This is a genomic window from Bacillus sp. GW821-FHT01G09, assembly GCF_059422205.1.
The window spans coordinates 199,990-218,557 of the sequence record NZ_JBWKWL010000002.1; the positions used below are offsets into that span (position 1 = coordinate 199,990).

Here is an 18,568-nt window from a genome sequence, read left to right on the forward strand (position 1 = left end):
TGTGTGAGAGAAATTTAAAGGAGACATATCGGCTCTTTATGAAAGCGTTTTATTTTTTCGGGCCGTTATGTTTAAACATGGCAAAAGAGGATGTTGGGTATAAATTGAGCGGAAATGCGGCGAAGGATGCCGCTATCCGCCTATGGTGATTTTTGTTTATTTCTTTGGTGTTTTTGCGTGTAGAATGCTTTTTGGAGTATGTCGTGCTGCGGTATTCGATTTTTGGGCGGGCACATTCTCGCCCTGAGGTATATCCCAGAAGTGCTGAGCAAAAAGCGGAGTTACATGTGGTGTATTCTAATTGTTATAGAAAATGATTTACATACGGGAGTTTTCAAGATATCTCCCAAAAATCATTTCTTCTTTAATCCGGGTATTCAGCAGGATATCCAGCTCTTGGCTGCATTGAATCGTTTCTTTTGAATTCATGCCATATTTTTGTGCGGTTTCAATTAGTGTGATCCTCATTTCTTCAATTTTACTGTTCATTACGCTATCTCCAATTCTAGATTTTATTTTGATATAAATACAGGATATCGTTAGTATAACCTATTTTGGCTCAAAAGGTTGCCTTTCGTCAATTTGACTAAAAAAGCGACAATTTTTGCTGCGGCCTTTTTTAATGGAGAAAGGACTAAAGTCTTGCTAAGTGTGCTTGCAAAAAGTCCTGCCGTTCCTCAATTTCTCTAAGTATGTTTGTCTGCTCCTTTTCGATCTGAAAGGGGCTTTTTTTGATAAAAGGATCATCAGCAGCACTTTGACAAATGTCAAGGTGCCATTCGTTGATGAGAGGAGATAATCGTTCAATAGTAAACGACCGCTTCAGCACGTTTTTCATTAATGTGTGATATTGCGACCGGAAGGCGGGAATGGATAGAAGCCTTGACGAAAGCGTCTTTCCTTTTGTCAGAAGCGGGTCTTCGTCATACCATTCTTGTACGGCAAGCGATCTTGTCTCTATCGGGGAAACGTAAAGCCGGCCGGTTTCGTTTAAACAAAATGTGTAGTAAAAGCCTTGATTGGTGCAGGCGTTGCCGATCAGCCACAAAAAAAACAGCTTGACATCCAGATACAATTTAATCCTTTCAGCCAATTCGTCATCTCCGGCTGTGCGGATCAGTTTGAAAAATTCATGTAAGAATGCCGAGGAATCATTGTTAAAAAGGGACAACGGAACCCTTGGATCGGCCGTCTTCACTCCGTAACTCGTTTTACTGGCTGGCTGATGGTTCTTGATATTCAAATAAATGCCTTCAGGCTGGCCATTGATGGTCAGAAAGCTGTACGAGGCAGCGGGAGCAGGTACGCCGATCTGGTCAAAAAAACAATAGGCGAGTCTGCGCCGCATCAGGGACTGATCATCCTGTTCTGCATTCAAAAAAAGTGTCCTTTCACCAAGCAGAGACTTTTCCCAGCTGATTTCATAGGATGCCTTTTCCGCTCTGTCACGCTGTGTGAGAAGAATGGGAGAAACAGATCGATCTGTTACGAAAAGCCCCTTGGCAGTACCTTTACTTTTCAGCTGCTCCCGATGAAAAAATAAATGCACGCGCTCCATATTCTTTCCTCCTTCTCAAAACGACATTTGTATGATATGTAGAGCAAGCCCGTCCTGAAACGAAATGAAAACGGAATTGAGAAAAAGGGATTTCAGCATTCGACAGAGAATACATGAAGGAGCATTCTGATTTAAAAGATGATGGAGGAATAACATGAAATTTGCGACAGGGGAACTTTACAACCGAATGTTTGTCGGCCTGATCATTGATGATGAGAAAATTATGGATTTGCAAAAGGCTGAAAAAAAACTGTTTGAACTTGAGACGATTCCGGGATCGCTGATTGAATGTATCGCAGAAGGGGATAAATTCGTTGCGCATGCAAGGCAGCTGGCCGAGTGGGCAAAGAAACCGAATGATGAGCTGGGATCATTTATGTATTCATTATCTGAGGTGAAGCTCCATGCACCCATTCCGAAGCCATCAAAAAATATCATCTGCATCGGCAAAAACTACCGGGATCACGCGATTGAAATGGGAAGCGAGGCTGATATTCCGGAGCATCCGATGGTATTTACAAAATCGCCGGTAACGGTTACGGGGCATGGTGATATCGTAAAGAGCCATGAAGAGGTTACCTCTCAGCTTGATTATGAGGGAGAACTTGCTGTCGTGATCGGAAAAAGCGGGACCCGCATTTCAAAAGAAGATGCATATGACCATGTTTTCGGATATACGATTGTGAATGATATCACGGCGCGTGATCTGCAAAAAAGGCATAAGCAGTTTTTTATTGGAAAAAGCTTGGATACGACATGTCCGATGGGGCCCGTGCTTGTACATAAATCATCGATTCAGGAGCCAGAGCGCCTCAAGGTTGAAACAAGAGTCAACGGCGAGCTGCGCCAATCCGGTTCGGCAAGCGATATGATCTTTTCCATTCCGGAATTAATTGAAACCCTCTCAAAGGGGATGACGCTTGAAGCGGGCGACATCATTGCCACCGGTACGCCGTCTGGTGTCGGCAAGGGGTTTACGCCTCCAAAATTCTTGCGGTCAGGTGACAAAATTGATATTACAATTGACCCGATCGGAACGCTGTCAAACCAAATTGGCTGAATAAAACTGGAGGGCGGACCCGGACCCGCCCGTTTTTTCTGACAATCATCTTTGTGGCAGAGGACAAGTTCATGGTACTATAAGTGGGGTAATTTATCTGATAGGGGGAACATATATGACACACCTACATATTACGACATGGGTGGTAGCGCTGATTCTGCTTTTCGTCAGCTACTCGCTGTATTCGTCAGGAAGTGCAAAGGGCGCAAAAATCACTCATATGATTCTGCGGTTATTCTATATCCTTATTATTTTGACAGGAGCTGAGCTGTTTGTCCGTTTCGCCAACTGGAACGGAGAATACGCCGGCAAAATGATTCTGGGCATTATCACCATCGGCCTGATGGAAATGCTCCTCATCCGCAAGAAAAAAGAAAAGTCAACAGGAGGCCTGTGGATCGGCTTCGTCATTGTCCTTTTGCTGACAGTGCTGCTCGGTCTGCATTTGCCAATTGGTTTTCAATTGTTTTAATAGAAAAACCTATGAACCCGGCTCATTGATAGAGTTGGGTTTTTTTATATTTATCCCCTTATATTCCAAATCATTTAAAATAACCTTAAAATTCCCTGTAAGCGGTATCTCGTCCTATGAAATTATGATACCTTCAAGGAGATTCATTATTTTGCAGGAGGGATAACATGAAACGCAGAAAATTCAGCTCGTTTGTGGCGGCAGTGCTTATTTTTGCACTGATTTTCAGCCTTTTTTCTCCGGGAACCAAAGCTGCAGCGGCCGGCGCGATCGATCAGGCGGCTGCTCTGGAAAACGGCAAAGAGCAGACAGGCGCCATGAAGGAGCCGGAACAGGTGAAATGGTACAAAGTGACCCCGGGAGCAACGGATATTCAGAAACACTCACATATGGCACTGACCGTAAAGAGTGATTCAGTATTGAATGTATCTGTATATTCAAGTAAGGAAAAAGCGCTTAAAGATGAAACGTTTGAGATGTACCGTTCTTTCACAGCGGACGATGGAAAAAGCGAAGTCATTTTTCCATACGCGTGGAGCGGCCCTTACTATGTAAAAGTTGAATACCTCGGAGAAGAAGAACCAGAGGACGGCGGAACGGCAGAAGCAGCTGCAGAAGCCAAGTATACGATTGGGTATAAAGGCACCAAAAAACAGCCGTCAGATTTAGAAGAGGAAGAAGCTTGTCCGGTTGAAATGAGTGTCGATCAGAAGAAATCAGGAAAAAGCATCCTGGATAAGTTGAGAGCGATTCGTGATGAGCAGCTGAGCCAAACAGCAGAAGGCAAAGAACTGACAAGCCTTTATTACAAAGCAGCACCGTTTATCGTTGCAAAGCTCGCACTCAATAAAACAGCAAGAAATGAAATCTATCAGGATCTTGTGACATTAAAGCCGTTATTTGACGATGTGTCAGAAAACGGAGCATCATCTTCGTATAAGATCACTGAAAAGGATCAAAAAGCGATCAACCGGCTATATGATAAAGCTTTACAATCAGTCCCGTCATTCCTTAAAGAGGAGATAAAGAAACAAGCGGACCGACTAAATATGAAGCAGCTGCAAGGCAAAACAGCCGGAGCCATTTTAACAGAAAACAATATTGCAGCAAAAAGTGAAGTTCAGACAACAAAGGTTATTTTCAAGGTGAAGGACAATAAAAGCCTCTCATCCGTACATAATGAAATGAAGGGCTTTTCTGCAAGCGCGCAATCGAAAAAAGACATATCTAATGTGAAAAAGGCAAAGAAATTGTTTGACAATCTGTATTCATTTGAACTTCCGAAAGATGAGAAACAGAACGGCGCATATACGGCAAGCGCCAAAAGGGTCAAAAGCGCTGCTGCGACACTATCCAAGATGTCCAATGTAGAGTTTGCGGAACCCGTGCAGGAATACAAAAGCCTGGCAAACGATATTCAGTACCCTTATCAATGGCCGCTTAAAAACAACGGTGAAAACGGCGGTGTCAAAAACGCGGATGTGAAATATGAGCCTGCCAACACATTGCTGTCCAAACGCAAGCTTAACGATACACTCATTGCAGTAGTAGACACAGGCGTAGACAGCACGCTTGCTGATTTAAAAGGAAAAGTAAGAACAGATCTCGGACACAATTTTGTCGGACGAAATAACAATGCAATGGATGATCAGGGGCATGGGACGCATGTCGCAGGCATTATTGCGGCCCAAAGCGATAACGGCTATTCAATGACCGGATTGAATGCCAAAGCAAAAATCATCCCTGTAAAAGTGCTTGATTCCGCAGGTTCCGGAGATACTGAACAAATTGCTCTCGGCATCAAATATGCTGCTGACAAAGGAGCAAAGGTGATTAATTTAAGTTTAGGCGGTGGCTACAGCCGCGTGCTTGAATTTGCTTTGAAGTACGCAGCTGACAAAAATGTGTTGATTGCCGCAGCCAGCGGGAATGATGGAGAAAATGCCTTATCTTATCCTGCATCTTCTAAATATGTGATGTCAGTCGGCGCAACGAACCGCATGGATATGACCGCTGATTTCTCTAACTATGGAAAAGGTCTGGACATATCTGCTCCAGGGTCTGATATCCCGAGCTTAGTGCCGAACGGAAATGTCACGTACATGAGCGGAACGTCTATGGCGACGCCGTATGCTGCCGCTGCTGCAGGATTGCTGTTTGCTCAAAATCCTAAGCTGAAAAGAACAGAAGTTGAGGATATGTTGAAAAAGACGGCAGATGATATTTCCTTTGAAAGTGTCGATGGCGGAGAAGAAGAGTTGTATGACGATTATGGCGATCCGATTGAAATTCCGAAGACACCTGGTGTAGACTGGCATTCAGGCTACGGGCGGCTGAATGTCATGAAGGCTGTCAGCGCAGCTGATTTACAGCTTAAGGTCAACAAGCTGGAAAGCACTCAAACAGCTGTCAGAGGGAACGCGAAGGAAGGCACACTTATCGAGGTGATGAACGGCAAAAAGAAACTCGGCAGCGCCAAAGCCGGAAAAGACAATGCGTTCAAGGTTAATATCGCGACTCAAAAACAGGATCAAGTACTGTATGTGAAAGCAACAAAAGGCGATGCGAAAACATCGTATAAAGTTGCTGTCGTCAAAGGAAAACCTTCCGGCACACCGAAAGTAAACGCGGTGAAAACGAAGGATACGGCAGTAAAAGGGAAGGCAAACAGCAAAGCGATGATCAGAGTGAAAAACAAATCAAAGAAGGTCATTGCTTCTGCCAAAGCTGACGCAAAAGGAACGTTTTCGGTGAAAATCAAAAAACAAAAAGCCGGAACGGTGCTGTACGTCACGGCTGCGGATACAGATAAAAAAGAAAGCAAGGAAGCAAAAGTTGTTGTTGAAAAGTAACCAAAAAGCGGTGCTCGATGCACCGCTTTTTTATTTGCGCCCCCGTTGGACTGCTGAATACATAATGGATCGCTTTCCGTTTGAAGCCGTCCATTCAAAACGGTCTCCTGTCCCTTCGCTGCTGTAGTGATGCTGCATCGCGCATTGGGCGGTGTCATTTGAAAAGTGATAAAAGGACACACCCTGCTCCGCCGAAGAATTCGAAAAGACTCCTTTATTATAAGAAAAGACGCAATCGAATACCGATAAGCCGAAGCTGTGCAAGTGCTGCAGAAACGCGATAAAGGTTTCGTCGTCAAGAGAATCCAAAAGCGCCATGAGCGGCCGCTTGACTGATTTCTCATAGCGGATGCGTTCTCCGCCGGAAAGGGAGATGTTTTCTGCACCGCATGCCAAAACCAACTTGTCCTGAAAGCCGGCTTGCTCCCACTTTCCTTTATGATGGATCCAGATTGGGCTGTGTTGGAGACTGTCCGCCAGCAGTATATCACCTTCTCCGTTTTCGATTAAACAGATGCCGTCTTCGATGAGGATGGTGCCGTATTCCCATTTTCGTTCCCCTGTATATATCAATTGTTTCCGTTTCATCCATGCTGTCTCCTTTTTCTTCATTCCTCTCTTTTCTTTCCAATTCAAGCCTGTCCCATACAACTCTTTTATGGACAAATCAACTATCTGCCTATAGATGCATAAACTTACTAAGGTGCTGAAAGAAACGAAATTGTTACGAAAGAAACGGGATTGGAGCTGATGTCACATGTGTGGAATTACGGGTTGGGTCGATTTTAAAAAGCAGCTCGTCCAGGAAAAACAAACGATGGACAGAATGACAGACACTCTTTCCAAACGAGGGCCTGATGATTCAAACGTTTGGGGGGAGCACCATGTTTTATTCGGACATAAAAGACTTGCGGTTGTTGATATTGAAGGCGGACGCCAGCCGATGGCGTGTACCTATAAAGGGGATACGTACACCATTATTTACAATGGCGAGCTTTATAACACGGAAGATTTGCGCAAAGAATTGCGGGCGCGGGGCCATCAATTCGAGCGTACGTCAGATACCGAGGTGCTTCTGCACAGCTACATCGAATGGCAGGAAGACTGTGTCGACCATCTCAATGGCATATTCGCTTTCGCTGTGTGGGATGAAAAGCGAAATTTGCTGTTTGCCGCGAGAGACCGTCTCGGCGTAAAGCCGTTTTTTTACACGAAGGAAGGCTCTTCATTTCTCTTCGGGTCGGAAATCAAAGCAATCCTCGCGCACCCTGATATAAAAGCGCGAGTGGACAGAACGGGACTTTCTGAAATTTTCGGTCTTGGACCGTCCAGAACCCCGGGCACTGGCATATTTAAAGGCATAAAAGAAATCCGCCCGGCTCACGCGCTGACATTTTCCAAAGACGGACTTAATATTTGGCGTTATTGGAATGTTGAAAGCGAAAAACATACGGACAGTTTTGATGACACGGTTGCCAATGTCAGATCGTTATTTCAGGACGCGGTGACGCGGCAGCTTGTGTCGGATGTGCCGGTTTGCACATTCCTATCAGGCGGTCTGGACTCAAGCGCAATTACAGCGATTGCGGCGGGCCATTTTGAAAAGGAAGGAAAAGCACCGCTTCATACTTATTCGATTGATTACGAAGAGAACGATAAATTTTTTCAAGCAAGCGCTTTTCAGCCGAATGATGACGGACCATGGATTGAAAAAATGACAGAGGCTTTCGGCACAACGCACCACAAATGCGTCATCAGCCAAAAGGATCTCGTTGATCACTTGGAGGAAGCTGTACTGGTCAAAGACTTGCCGGGAATGGCGGATGTCGACTCATCCCTGCTGTGGTTTTGCCGGGAAATCAAAAAGGACTTTGTCGTCAGCCTATCTGGAGAGTGCGCGGATGAGATTTTCGGCGGGTACCCGTGGTTCCATACGGCAGATGTTGAGTCTGGCTTTCCATGGATGAGATCAACGGAGGAGCGGATCAAGCTGCTTTCTGACTCATGGCAGAAAAAATTGAATCTGAAAGAATACGTAAATGCCAAATATGAAGAAACCTTGGCAGAAACGCCATTATTAGATGGTGAAACGGGTGTGGATAAAGCAAGAAGACAGCTGTTCTATTTAAATATGCTTTGGTTTATGACGAACCTTTTGGATCGGAAGGATCGCATGAGCATGGGGGCGAGCCTGGAAGTGCGGGTGCCGTTCGCCGATCACCGGCTTGTGGAATATGTTTGGAATATTCCGTGGGAAATGAAAATGCATGATAACCGGGAAAAAGGCATTTTGCGCAAAGCGCTTGAGGGCATTTTGCCTGATGACATTTTGTATCGCAAAAAAAGCCCGTATCCGAAAACGCACCATCCGGAATATACAAAAGGCGTCAGCGAATGGCTGAAAACGATCAGAAGCCAAAAGGACTCCGTGCTCCATACCTTGCTGGACAGAAAACAATTAGATCAGCTTTTAGAAACGGAAGGCTCCTCCTTCAAGGTGCCGTGGTTCGGACAGCTCATGAAGGGGCCTCAGCTGATCGCCCATCTTGCTCAAATTCATACATGGTTTGAAGCGTATCGCATTGATATTGATGAAGGATAAAGAAAAAGCCGATTCTGCTCAAAGGAATCGGCTTTTTCTTCATATACAATTGCGAGAAAACATAATAGACTTGAAGAAGCAGTGATACATAGGAGTGAAAAGAAATGAAAGAGATAAAAGAAGCCTATCAGCAATGCGGCCAGATCGTCAGCGCCCGCGAACCAGCCTGTTACAAAGCATTTTCGTTTCTTCCGCTGAAGCAAAGGCAGGCAGCTTGGGCGGTTATGGCGTTTTGCCATACGGTAGCCAATGCGGATGAGAAGGCGTTATCTGCCATTGAAGCTGAGGCGGAAGATGTTTTTTCCGGTACGTATAACGGGAATCATTTTTTGTGGAAGGCTTTCGACCATGCGTACCAGACATTTACACTGGACAGCGAGCCATTCCGTGAGTTCATTGCCGCACAGAAAGCGGAAGTTAAACCGTTTGGAAACCTTGATGAATTGCTCATGCACGCATACCAGATAGGCGGGGCAGCCGGATTGATGTTGCTCCCGATTATGGCGCGCCGGCATCGGAAACAGCTGACACATGCAGCCGGTTCTCTCGGTTTAGCGATTCAGCTGATTCGGATTCTGAAAGATATCGGAACTGGCCAACAGCAAAAAAGCCGTATCCCTCGGGAAGTGATGCAGCAATTTGGATATACAGAGGACGACCTTCAAAAGGGCGTCGTGAATAAGGCGTTCACAATGACGTGGGAGTATATCGCTTTTGAAGCAGAAGCCTACCTTGAAGAGTGTCAGGATGCCTTGCCGCTATTTCCGCAGTATTCTCAAAAACCGGTGAAAGCCGCTCTTCTTTTGCACCGGGCTGTTTTAGAAAAAATCCGGGCGAAGCAGCACGATGTATTTCAACATCACTTCGTTCTCACAGAGACCGAAGTGAAGCAGATTCTCTCTGATATCTAAAAAAACACCCGGTCTTGATTGAGCCGGGTGTTACGCCATACCTTTTTGAATCCAGATACGTGAGCGCCATCTTCTGTACATTAAGATTCCCCGGACCCATTCATCCGCGATAAAAGAAATCCAAATGCCGGCAAGACCGAAACCGAGGTGGATGCCGAAAAGATAAGCAAGCGGGAGGCCGATGCCCCACATTGAAATCATTGCCATGTAAACCGGGAATTTCGCATCCCCTGCGGCCCGCAGAGAGTTAATGATAATGACATTAAACGAGCGGCCTGGTTCAAGGATAATGGTCATGGCAATCAATAGGCTTGCAGTTGCTATAATGTCAGGGCTTTGTGTGAAGAGTCCGATCAGGTCTTTTGAAAAGATCGTCATCAAAACAGAGGTAGCCGCAGCAATTCCGAGTGCCCAATATAAGCTCTTCATGCAGCGCTCATAAGCGGCATCAAATTGTTTGCCGCCGATATAACGGCCGATTAAGATTTGTGTACCCTGGCTGATCGCAGTGCCAAACAGCAAAATAAACATCGTAATATTTTGCGTATACACTTTTGTTGTCAACGCCTGTGCGCCCATGATGGCGATAAAATACGTGACAATCATTTGCGAAAGGTTGTATGAAAGCTGCTCTCCCGCAGAAGGAATGCCGATTTTCAGCAGCTTGCGCAAATGTTCTTTATGCATATGAAAGACTTTTTTCAGCGACATCTTCAGCTGAATGCGTTTGTTGACAATCACAATCATCGCGATTAATCCGATGACGCGGGCGATAGATGTGGACATGGCCACACCGGCAACGCCGAGAACAGGAAAGCCGAACAAACCAAAAATCACAACAAAGTTTCCGGCAATGTTTAAAATGTTCATGCCGATAGTGACAAACATTGTATCTTTTGTGTAGCCGTAGCTTTTTAAGATCGCGCTGAATGTCATGATTAAAGCCTGAATAAAGGACAGACCTCCGACAACTTGTAAAAAGACTTTCGCATCAGGCATCAGTGCGTTTGATAATCCCATCATATGAAGCAGAGGGACAGCCGCGAAAAAGACGACGGCGCTGATGGCCAGGCTGATGAAGAAGTTGGCGCCGATTGACACATAAGCGACTTCCATGGCTTCTTTCTTTTGCCGTGAGCCTAGAAATTGCGAAATGATAACGGTCGTTCCTGTTGCGATAAAGCTGAACATCACGATAATTAAATTTAAAATCTGGTTGCTGACGCCGACTGCTGCCACGCTGTTATCCGAGTATTGGCTGAGCATCAGTGTATCGGCATTACCCATAAACATATATAATGAGACCTCAATGAAGATCGGCCAAGTAAGCGAAAATAATGAGAACGTTTTGTCAGCGGGTTTTTTCAAAGCAGTTGATTTGAAGACAGCTTGTTTCATAGTGTCTAACCCCTTTCGTAAATAAAATCAACGTTTTAAAGTGTACCTCCATTTCCTTATAATAAAAAGGGATAGAAACGATACTTCTTGTAAAAATCCGACTTAAAAAGGAGGATGATTCAAATGCCTCGCATCCTGTTTACAGTCCCGCCTTTTCCGGTATTTATCGCAGCTGGGGAAGGGGTTTTTAAAAAAGGAGAAACCCATGTGAAACGTGTATTCTCCGTGTTTGATCTGATATATGTCAAACAGGGAACGTTATATATAACGGAAAATGAAACATCGTTTTCTGTTGAAGGCGGCGAGTACATCTTGCTTTCTCCCGGTCTTGAACACTACGGGACGAAGGGCAGTGATGAAGCAACCTCCTACTATTGGCTTCACTTCGATGAACATCGTTATGAATTTACGGCAAAGGGAGGCAGCAACTGGTCTGAGCTTCAGCAGGAAAAAGGGAGCTTCGAAGAGCCGGCCCGCTACGGATTGGCCTTGCCGAGAAAAGGCAAGGTGCAGCGCCCGCAGTTTATGGCGCAGCAGTTTGAAAAGCTGATCGATTACTCTGCGGAAAACTCTGATTTGCCGCTCAGAAAGCAAATCTTATTTGAGGAGCTGATGCTGCATCTTCAAAAAGAAGCGTTCCAAATACCGTCTGCGAAAGAGCGGGTAGCCTGGGAGGCGGCCCGGTACTTACAGGAGCACTATAAGGAAAAGACGACAATCAAGGATCTGTCGCTCGCCCTTCACTATCATCAGGATTATGTGAGCCGCTGCATGCAGCAGGTGCTCGGCGTAACTCCGGCACAATACACGAACCGGGTGAGAATGACGGAAGCGAAGCGTCTTTTATCTTCTACAAATGATAAAATGGGCGTTATTGCGGAAACGGTCGGAATGGAAGATCCGACATACTTTTCAAAGCTCTTTAAGCAGATAGAAGGCATTTCACCAATTGAATACCGGAAAATTGTCAGCCGGAAAGTTCAATAACCAGACGAGGGATGAACATGAAAACAACAATTTACGATGTGGCAAAGGCGGCGGGTGTCTCGATCACAACTGTGTCGCGTGTGATAAACAATACGGGGAGAATCAGCGGCAAAACACGGCAGAAGGTCATGAATGTCATGAATGAAATGGCATACACGCCCAATGTCCACGCCGCGGCGTTAACGGGAAAACGAACGAATATGATCGCTCTTGTGGCGCCTGATATTTCAAATCCGTTTTACGGCGAACTGGCTAAAAGCATTGAGGAAAGAGGGGATGAACTTGGTTTTCAAATCTTGATTTGCAGCACCGATTACGATCCGAAAAAAGAAACAAAGTATTTTTCTGTGCTGAAGCAGAAAAAGGTGGATGGCATTATTTTTGCAACAGGGATTGAAAGCCATGACAGTATGTCTGCTTTGGAGGAAATCGCCAGTGAACAAATTCCGATTGCCATGATTTCTCAGGATAAGCCGCTTCTTCCGATGGATATTGTTGTGATAGATGACGTTCGTGGCGGATATGTGGCTGCCAAGCATCTTCTGTCACTCGGCCACACGAACATCGCCTGCATTATCGGAGACGGGTCAACGACAGGCGAAAAAAATAGAATCAAAGGCTTCCGTCAGGCGATGGAGGAAGCGGGCGTGCCCATTGATGAATCACTTATCATCCAGACGCGGTTTTCCTTGGAAAGCGGCAAGGAAGAAGCGGGAAAATTGCTCGACAGGAACGCTCCGACTGCTATTTTTGCCTTCAACGACGTATTGGCCTGTGCCGCCATACAAGCTGCGAGAATAAGAGGCATAAAAGTGCCGGATGATCTTTCTATCATTGGTTTTGATAATACGATACTCGCAGAAATGGCGGCTCCGCCCCTGACAACCGTAGCCCAGCCGATAAAAGAGATGGGGAGGAGCGTCATCGAACTGCTGGCAGAAGCAATAGAGGGAAAACGAAAGGCGAAACAAAAAATAGTGCTCCCGCCTGAACTTGTAGTCAGACATTCTACATCACCGCTCAACACATGAGCCCGCTAATGAGCGGGTTTTTTCATTATGACAGTTGAAGCCAAAAAACATATTGAATGTAAACCAAAGGCAGTGTAAAATGAAACCATCTTTTGAGAAAGCGCTTGCGCAAAATGGTAAAGCGGATAGAACCGCTGTTTTTTTAGCTGTTAAGAGAAAGCGCTTTCTCGAAGCGAGCCTGAAATGAGATAAAGGAGAGGATGGGACGTGGAACATCAAGTAAGATGTGCAGTATTGGGATTAGGAAGGCTCGGTTATTATCATGCGAAAAATCTCGTCACCAGTGTGCCGGGGGCAAAGCTGGTTAGTGTCGGTGATCCGTTAAAAGGGAGAGCAGAGCAGGTTGCCAGAGAATTCGGTATCGAAAAATGGTCAGAGGACCCGTATGAAGTGTTAGAAGATCCCGGCATTGATGCTGTCATTATCGTAACGCCGACAAGCACACATGGTGATATGATCATCAAAGCAGCCGAGAACGGCAAACAGATCTTCGTTGAAAAACCGCTGACATTAAGCCTTGAGGAATCAAGAGCAGTTTCTGAAAAAGTGAAAGAGACAGGTGTCATCTGCCAAGTCGGCTTTATGAGACGATTCGATCCCGCATACGCAGATGCCAAACGGCGGATCGACGCTGGAGAAATCGGCAAACCTATCTATTATAAAGGCTTTACGCGCGACCAAGGCGCGCCTCCCGCAGAATTTATCAAACACAGCGGTGGAATTTTTATCGACTGTTCCATCCATGATTATGATATTGCCCGTTATTTGCTAGGGGCGGAAATCACTTCTGTTTCAGGACACGGCAGGATTCTGAACAATCCGTTTATGGAGCAGTATGGCGATGTGGATCAGGCGCTGACGTATATTGAATTTGACTCCGGCGCAGCGGGGGACGTCGAGGCAAGCAGAACCTCTCCATACGGACATGACATCCGGGCGGAGGTTATCGGGACAGAGGGCAGTATTTTCATAGGGACATTGAGACATCAACATGTGACCATCCTATCGGCTAAAGGGAGCAGTTTTGATATCATTCCAGACTTTCAAACTCGTTTTCATGAAGCCTACTGCTTGGAGCTTCAGCATTTCGCCGAGTGTGTCCGGAATGGAAAAACACCGATTGTGACTGATATTGATGCAACGATCAATTTAGAAGTGGGCATCGCAGCAACCAATTCTTTTCGAAGCGGCAGGCCGGTACAGCTAGATGTGAAGCGCGCTTATACAGGTATGTAAAAGCTAATATGTTGCATTTGAGGCTTTCCGCAAAAAAAAGCAAGGACATTTTAGCCCTTGCTTTCTCTTTTCTCATATAAATAGTACATATAATCAGTAGGTATGCCTGAATGGCCCAGCTGTCTCAGCATGGCGGTTACGTTCCCTCTATGGTAAGTCCCGTGATTGACGACATGCAGGATGGTGTCTGCATAGGTTGATTCCAGTGTACCTAGTTTCGGATGCTGCATTGTGAAGGTCTGTTCTAAGTCCGTCTGGCGGCTGAAGAAATCATGATACTGTAACTCCAGCTCGGCAGCGTGCTGTTTAATCGCTGCCATATTACCTTGCGCGGACTCTAATTTGCCTGCGCTGTCTATAATCTCTTGGTAGGCCACTCCAGAAAGAACATTCAGCCAAATGTAGTCAGCCCTGCACATATGAAGCAGCACGTCGCTGACAGAAGGAAATACGCTCTTTACTTCTTGATAGGCAGTTTCCTCCGGCAGGTTTTCGATATGGGTAAATATTTTCTTGTTTGCCCAAGAATGATAGTCATAAAACTGTTTTGCATCAGTCATCAGCATGCCTCCTTTTCTAAGAAATTCGTTTTTTTCATTTGTTTCTCCTTCAATTGCAAAAGAGTGATACCCCAAAATATCCTGCCGCTGCCCACATTACCGCTGCAGAGCATTTGTTTACGATCAGCATAAGCCTGCCGCTCGTATCTATCGTCTGAAACAACCGGCCCGCTATTGCAAGGCTGATAAACCAAATCCAAGACACAGCGATGCAGGCGGCCATAAAGAGCCATTTCTCAAGCCCCGAATATTGAAGAGAGCTCGTGCCGATGACGCCGATCGTGTCCAGAATGGCATGCGGGTTTAAAAGAGAAACAGCGGCCGCAAACGCAGCTTGCTTTTTTGGTGTGAACGTATGTTTCTCATTTTGGCTTGTGTTCGGACGGCTGTTCCAAGTCACCCAGCCCATATAGAGCAAAAATAAAAATCCGCCGGCCATCATGACTGTCTCAAACACAGGCAGCTCCTGCACAATGACAGATACGCCCGCAACGGCTAATACGATTAACAGGGTATCGCAGACTGAAGCACTGATGACAGCTGGGAGAGCCCGCCAAATATGCTTTTGCCACGCGCCTTGCTGAAAAATAAACACATTCTGCACTCCCAGCGGCAAAATTAAGCCAAACGCGAGCACAATTCCGTGAATGATTGCATTCATGCTGAAAAAGCTCCCTTCACATTTTTTTTAATCATAAGAGAGATTGTCACTAAAGTCTCCAGCCATTTGGTTGGGTTAGAAACCAGCCAAATGTATAATGTGTAAAAAAGGGGGGCATGACCTTGTCTCAATGGCAGCCAAGCCGAAAGTCGGATGTTCCGCTGCATCGGCAGATCGAACAATATATGAAAGACAAGATTCTTCACGGAGAGTGGGCTGTAGGAACGAAAATCCCCTCACAGAGAACGCTGGCCGACATGTTTCAAGTCAACCGCAGCACAGTCACAGCAGCCATAGATGAACTCACGTCTCAAGGCTTGTTAGAGGGAAGAAGAGGCGGCGGTACGAAGGTTGTAAACAGTACTTGGAGCGTGCTGGCGGCTGAGTCTCCGCTTGATTGGAGCGATTACGTCCGTTCGGGCATTCATCGCCCCAATTCTTCCATCATCCAAGCTATTAATCAGAACGAACCAAGAGCGGATATCATCAGATTAGGAACAGGAGAACTATCACCGGATCTGCTGCCTGCTGACACAATGAGCCGGATGTTTCAGCAAATCAATCCGGGCGCCCTGTCTTTAGGATATGAGCAGCCGAAAGGAAACCGTCTGCTGCGGGAGGCAGTGGCCGACCATTTAAAAGGAAATAATATCCATGTGTCACCGTCTGCAATTTTAATTGTGTCCGGTGCACTTCAGGCACTTCAGCTCATCTCAATTGGACTTTTAAAACGAGATTCTGTCATTTTGACGGAGAAGCCGTCCTACCTTCAATCCTTGCATGTATTTCAATCAGCGGGGATGCGGCTTCGCGGCTTGCCGATGGATGGTGAAGGGGTCAAAGCGGGGCTTGTTTCTTCTTATCGAAAACAATATGGCGGACAGCTGCTTTACACGATTCCGTCGTTTCATAATCCGACAGGCACAGTCATGTCAGAGCAGCGAAGGAAAGAGATCATCAGCCTGTCAAAAAAAGAGCAGCTGCCCATCATTGAGGATGATGCGTACGGTGATTTATGGTTTGAAGAAAAACCGCCGCAGCCGTTGAAAGCAATGGATCATGAGGGCAATATTCTGTATCTGGGCACGTTTTCAAAAACGGTTAGCCCCGGTCTGCGAATCGGCTGGCTTGCCGGTCCGGAGCCGGTTATTGAAAGGCTGGCGGACATTAAAATGCAGACAGACTACGGATCAAGCGGCCTGTCCCAGTGGGCGGCTGCCGAGTGGCTGTCACAGGGATATTATGAAGAGCATCTGACTTGGGTACGCAGGAAGCTTAAAGAAAGGAGAGACGCCGCCGTTCATTTTCTCGAGCGGTATGCCGGGGACATTGCCACGTGGCGGATTCCCGCAGGCGGCTTTTATATTTGGGTGACATTTCACAAAAACCTGCCTGTCAGCCGTTTCTTTTATGGATTGCTGAAACGGCAGGTGCTTGTGAATCCCGGCTACATTTATGACGGTGAAGACCGAAACAGCATCAGGCTGTCATATTCCTATGCATCTCTTGGAGATTTGGAAACTGGCATTAAAGCGGCAGCTGAAACAGCACGCCGCCTGATGATGTCCTAGGCTTTGGTTATACGATGACAGCTCCCAGTGCCCTGGCGAAGGCAATCGCGTGCTCAGGTGCGATTTTGCAGCCTTTCAATTTGTCGAGGGAGACATGAAGCTGTTCAAAACGGCACGTGCTGATGTCCATGTTTTGAAGGGACGTGCCGGTAAAGCTGGCGCCTTCCAATTCGCACCTGTCAAAGTGTGTCTGATGGAGCACCGTATTGCTGCATTCACTTTGCATAAGAGCACAGTGATCAAATCGAACTTGTTTCATATTTGAGTACGAAAATGAGCTGAAATGTCCGTGGCATTCCTCGAATGAAACATTCCGCAGCGTTGCTTCCGCCACATTCATTCCAACCATTTTTGACTGCTTAACTGAAGTTCTGTGAATGACAGCCCCGCTGAAATCGGCGTTTGATAAATCACATTTTTCAAAGATCACATCGGTCAGTTCAATATGCCGAAAAGACACATCGATAAAGACGACATTTCTGAATACCGTTTTTTCTACACAGAGTCTTTCGATATCTTCGCCGCAGATGGTACAATCTTCAAACAAATGCATGCTGATTACATCATCCTGCGTCACGGCATCATGAAAATCTGCGGTTTGCAGGTTTTCCGGTATGTTCGGTTTTTGAATTGCGATTTTATTCATGTGATGACATCCTTTGCTGCCCGGAAAACAGAGGCTTCCGGGTTCAATTTAATAGATCGTTAAGGAAATTGATACATATAGTAAATCGTGAAGAGCCTTTTCTTGGTACAGCAGCCCGCTTGTTTTGTAAGCATAAATGGAAAGCTTCCTATACGTCAAGGCGTTTACAGGCCGAAAAAGCCAAAGGGAACAGGAGGAATGCGTAATGGGGCATTACGTCAAAACCGAGGAGCATGTGACACTGTTTGTAGAGGATATCGGACATGGAAGGCCGATCATCTTTTTGCACGGGTGGCCGTTGAATCATAAGATGTTTGAATATCAAATGAATGAGCTTCCGAAAAGGGGATTTCGTTTTATCGGCGTTGATTTGCGGGGATATGGGCAATCTGACCGCCCTTGGGAAGGCTACGATTATGACACGATGGCCGATGATGTGAAAGCAGTCATTTATACGCTGCAGCTTGAGAATGCGATTCTTGCCGGTTTTTCAATGGGCGGCGCCATTGCAATCCGTTATATGGCAAGGCATGAAGGAGCCGATGTTGATAAGCTGATTTTACTGTCTGCAGCGGCCCCCGCGTTTACAAAACGCCCGGGTTATCCGTATGGGATGAGGAAGCAGGATATTGACGATATGATTGAATTGTTCAAAGCTGATCGGCCCAAAACACTGGCTGATTTAGGGGAACAGTTTTTTGAGAAAAAAGTGTCTCCAGAGCTTAGGCAGTGGTTTCTCAATCTGATGCTGGAGGCTTCCTCCTACGGGACGATCCACTCAGGCATCGCATTAAGAGACGAAGATCTCAGAAAGGAACTTGCTGCAATCAAGGTGCCGACGCTGATCCTGCACGGGAGAAAGGATAGAATTGCGCCGTTTGATTTTGCGAAAGAATTGAAGCGCGGCATCAAACAGTCGGAATTGGTTCCGTTTGCAAACAGCGGGCACGGAGCATTTTATGAGGAAAAAGAGAAGATCAACAGTTTGATTGCGCAGTTCTCCAACTCATAAGAAAAAACCCG

The 18,568-nt window shown here is 46.0% G+C and carries 15 protein-coding genes and 2 pseudogenes; 10 read left to right on the forward strand and 7 right to left on the reverse strand.

The window, feature by feature from the left end:
* Positions 1-318: 318 nt before the first annotated feature.
* Positions 319-489, reverse strand: a complete 171-nt coding sequence (gene yisI / locus AC07VD_RS06400; RefSeq protein WP_003233086.1) for an aspartyl-phosphate phosphatase YisI — start codon at positions 487-489, stop codon at positions 319-321.
* 145 nt (positions 490-634) lie between these two features.
* The gene (locus AC07VD_RS06405; protein WP_494721649.1) at positions 635-1,558 is read right to left on the reverse strand and encodes a CotH kinase family protein; all 924 of its coding nucleotides are present in this window, start codon (positions 1,556-1,558) and stop codon (positions 635-637) included.
* A gap of 154 nt (positions 1,559-1,712) precedes the next feature.
* Here AC07VD_RS06405 and AC07VD_RS06410 point away from each other — a divergent pair, with 154 nt between their 5' ends.
* From AC07VD_RS06410 to wprA, 3 genes are all read left to right on the forward strand, one after another.
* The gene (locus tag AC07VD_RS06410; RefSeq protein WP_003245441.1) at positions 1,713-2,618 is read left to right on the forward strand and encodes a fumarylacetoacetate hydrolase family protein; all 906 of its coding nucleotides are present in this window, start codon (positions 1,713-1,715) and stop codon (positions 2,616-2,618) included.
* Between the two features lie 115 nt (positions 2,619-2,733).
* The gene (locus tag AC07VD_RS06415) at positions 2,734-3,090 is read left to right on the forward strand and encodes a YisL family protein (protein WP_014479397.1); all 357 of its coding nucleotides are present in this window, start codon (positions 2,734-2,736) and stop codon (positions 3,088-3,090) included.
* A gap of 167 nt (positions 3,091-3,257) precedes the next feature.
* A complete protein-coding gene (wprA, locus tag AC07VD_RS06420; RefSeq protein WP_494721650.1) occupies positions 3,258-5,942 on the forward strand; it encodes a cell wall-associated protease WprA in 2,685 nt (894 codons plus the stop codon).
* A gap of 30 nt (positions 5,943-5,972) precedes the next feature.
* Here the strand turns inward: wprA and AC07VD_RS06425 are convergent, their stop codons facing one another.
* On the reverse strand, positions 5,973-6,554 hold the full coding sequence (locus tag AC07VD_RS06425) for a DUF2777 domain-containing protein (protein ID WP_285299947.1): 582 nt from the start codon (positions 6,552-6,554) through the stop codon (positions 5,973-5,975).
* Between the two features lie 145 nt (positions 6,555-6,699).
* Between AC07VD_RS06425 and asnB the strand changes: the two genes are divergently transcribed.
* Positions 6,700-8,544: an asparagine synthase (glutamine-hydrolyzing) gene (asnB, locus tag AC07VD_RS06430; protein WP_014476388.1), complete on the forward strand. Its 1,845-nt coding sequence runs from the start codon at positions 6,700-6,702 to the stop codon at positions 8,542-8,544.
* An 81-nt stretch (positions 8,545-8,625) separates the two neighbouring features.
* Positions 8,626-9,455, forward strand: a pseudogene (locus tag AC07VD_RS06435) (phytoene/squalene synthase family protein).
* Between the two features lie 30 nt (positions 9,456-9,485).
* Here AC07VD_RS06435 and AC07VD_RS06440 read toward each other — a convergent pair.
* Positions 9,486-10,853, reverse strand: coding sequence for an MATE family efflux transporter (locus AC07VD_RS06440; RefSeq protein ID WP_014476390.1), 1,368 nt, complete (start codon positions 10,851-10,853; stop codon positions 9,486-9,488).
* 123 nt (positions 10,854-10,976) lie between these two features.
* Between AC07VD_RS06440 and AC07VD_RS06445 the strand changes: the two genes are divergently transcribed.
* The 3 genes from AC07VD_RS06445 (at position 10,977) to iolX (ending at position 14,107) form a co-directional block, all read left to right on the forward strand.
* Complete coding sequence (locus AC07VD_RS06445; protein ID WP_003245539.1) at positions 10,977-11,840, forward strand: AraC family transcriptional regulator; 864 nt, start codon at positions 10,977-10,979, stop codon at positions 11,838-11,840.
* Positions 11,841-11,857: 17 nt separating this feature from the next.
* Positions 11,858-12,871, forward strand: a complete 1,014-nt coding sequence (gene degA / locus AC07VD_RS06450; protein WP_494721651.1) for a transcriptional regulator DegA — start codon at positions 11,858-11,860, stop codon at positions 12,869-12,871.
* Positions 12,872-13,078: 207 nt separating this feature from the next.
* A complete protein-coding gene (gene iolX, locus AC07VD_RS06455) occupies positions 13,079-14,107 on the forward strand; it encodes a scyllo-inositol 2-dehydrogenase (protein ID WP_086343681.1) in 1,029 nt (342 codons plus the stop codon).
* A 50-nt stretch (positions 14,108-14,157) separates the two neighbouring features.
* On the opposite strand, the gene AC07VD_RS06460 is transcribed toward iolX, so the two are convergent.
* On the reverse strand, positions 14,158-14,667 hold the full coding sequence (locus tag AC07VD_RS06460) for a DinB family protein (RefSeq protein ID WP_101169453.1): 510 nt from the start codon (positions 14,665-14,667) through the stop codon (positions 14,158-14,160).
* A 49-nt stretch (positions 14,668-14,716) separates the two neighbouring features.
* A pseudogene (locus AC07VD_RS06465) lies at positions 14,717-15,378 on the reverse strand (LysE family transporter).
* Between the two features lie 66 nt (positions 15,379-15,444).
* Here AC07VD_RS06465 and AC07VD_RS06470 point away from each other — a divergent pair.
* Positions 15,445-16,899 (forward strand): aminotransferase-like domain-containing protein, encoded by a 1,455-nt coding sequence (locus AC07VD_RS06470; protein WP_217019741.1) that lies wholly within the window; start codon positions 15,445-15,447, stop codon positions 16,897-16,899.
* 7 nt (positions 16,900-16,906) lie between these two features.
* Here AC07VD_RS06470 and AC07VD_RS06475 read toward each other — a convergent pair whose 3' ends face one another.
* Positions 16,907-17,545, reverse strand: a complete 639-nt coding sequence (locus AC07VD_RS06475) for a pentapeptide repeat-containing protein (protein ID WP_024573336.1) — start codon at positions 17,543-17,545, stop codon at positions 16,907-16,909.
* Positions 17,546-17,750: 205 nt separating this feature from the next.
* Between AC07VD_RS06475 and AC07VD_RS06480 the strand changes: the two genes are divergently transcribed.
* The gene (locus AC07VD_RS06480; RefSeq protein ID WP_087614496.1) at positions 17,751-18,557 is read left to right on the forward strand and encodes an alpha/beta fold hydrolase; all 807 of its coding nucleotides are present in this window, start codon (positions 17,751-17,753) and stop codon (positions 18,555-18,557) included.
* The last annotated feature ends 11 nt before the right edge of the window (positions 18,558-18,568 follow it).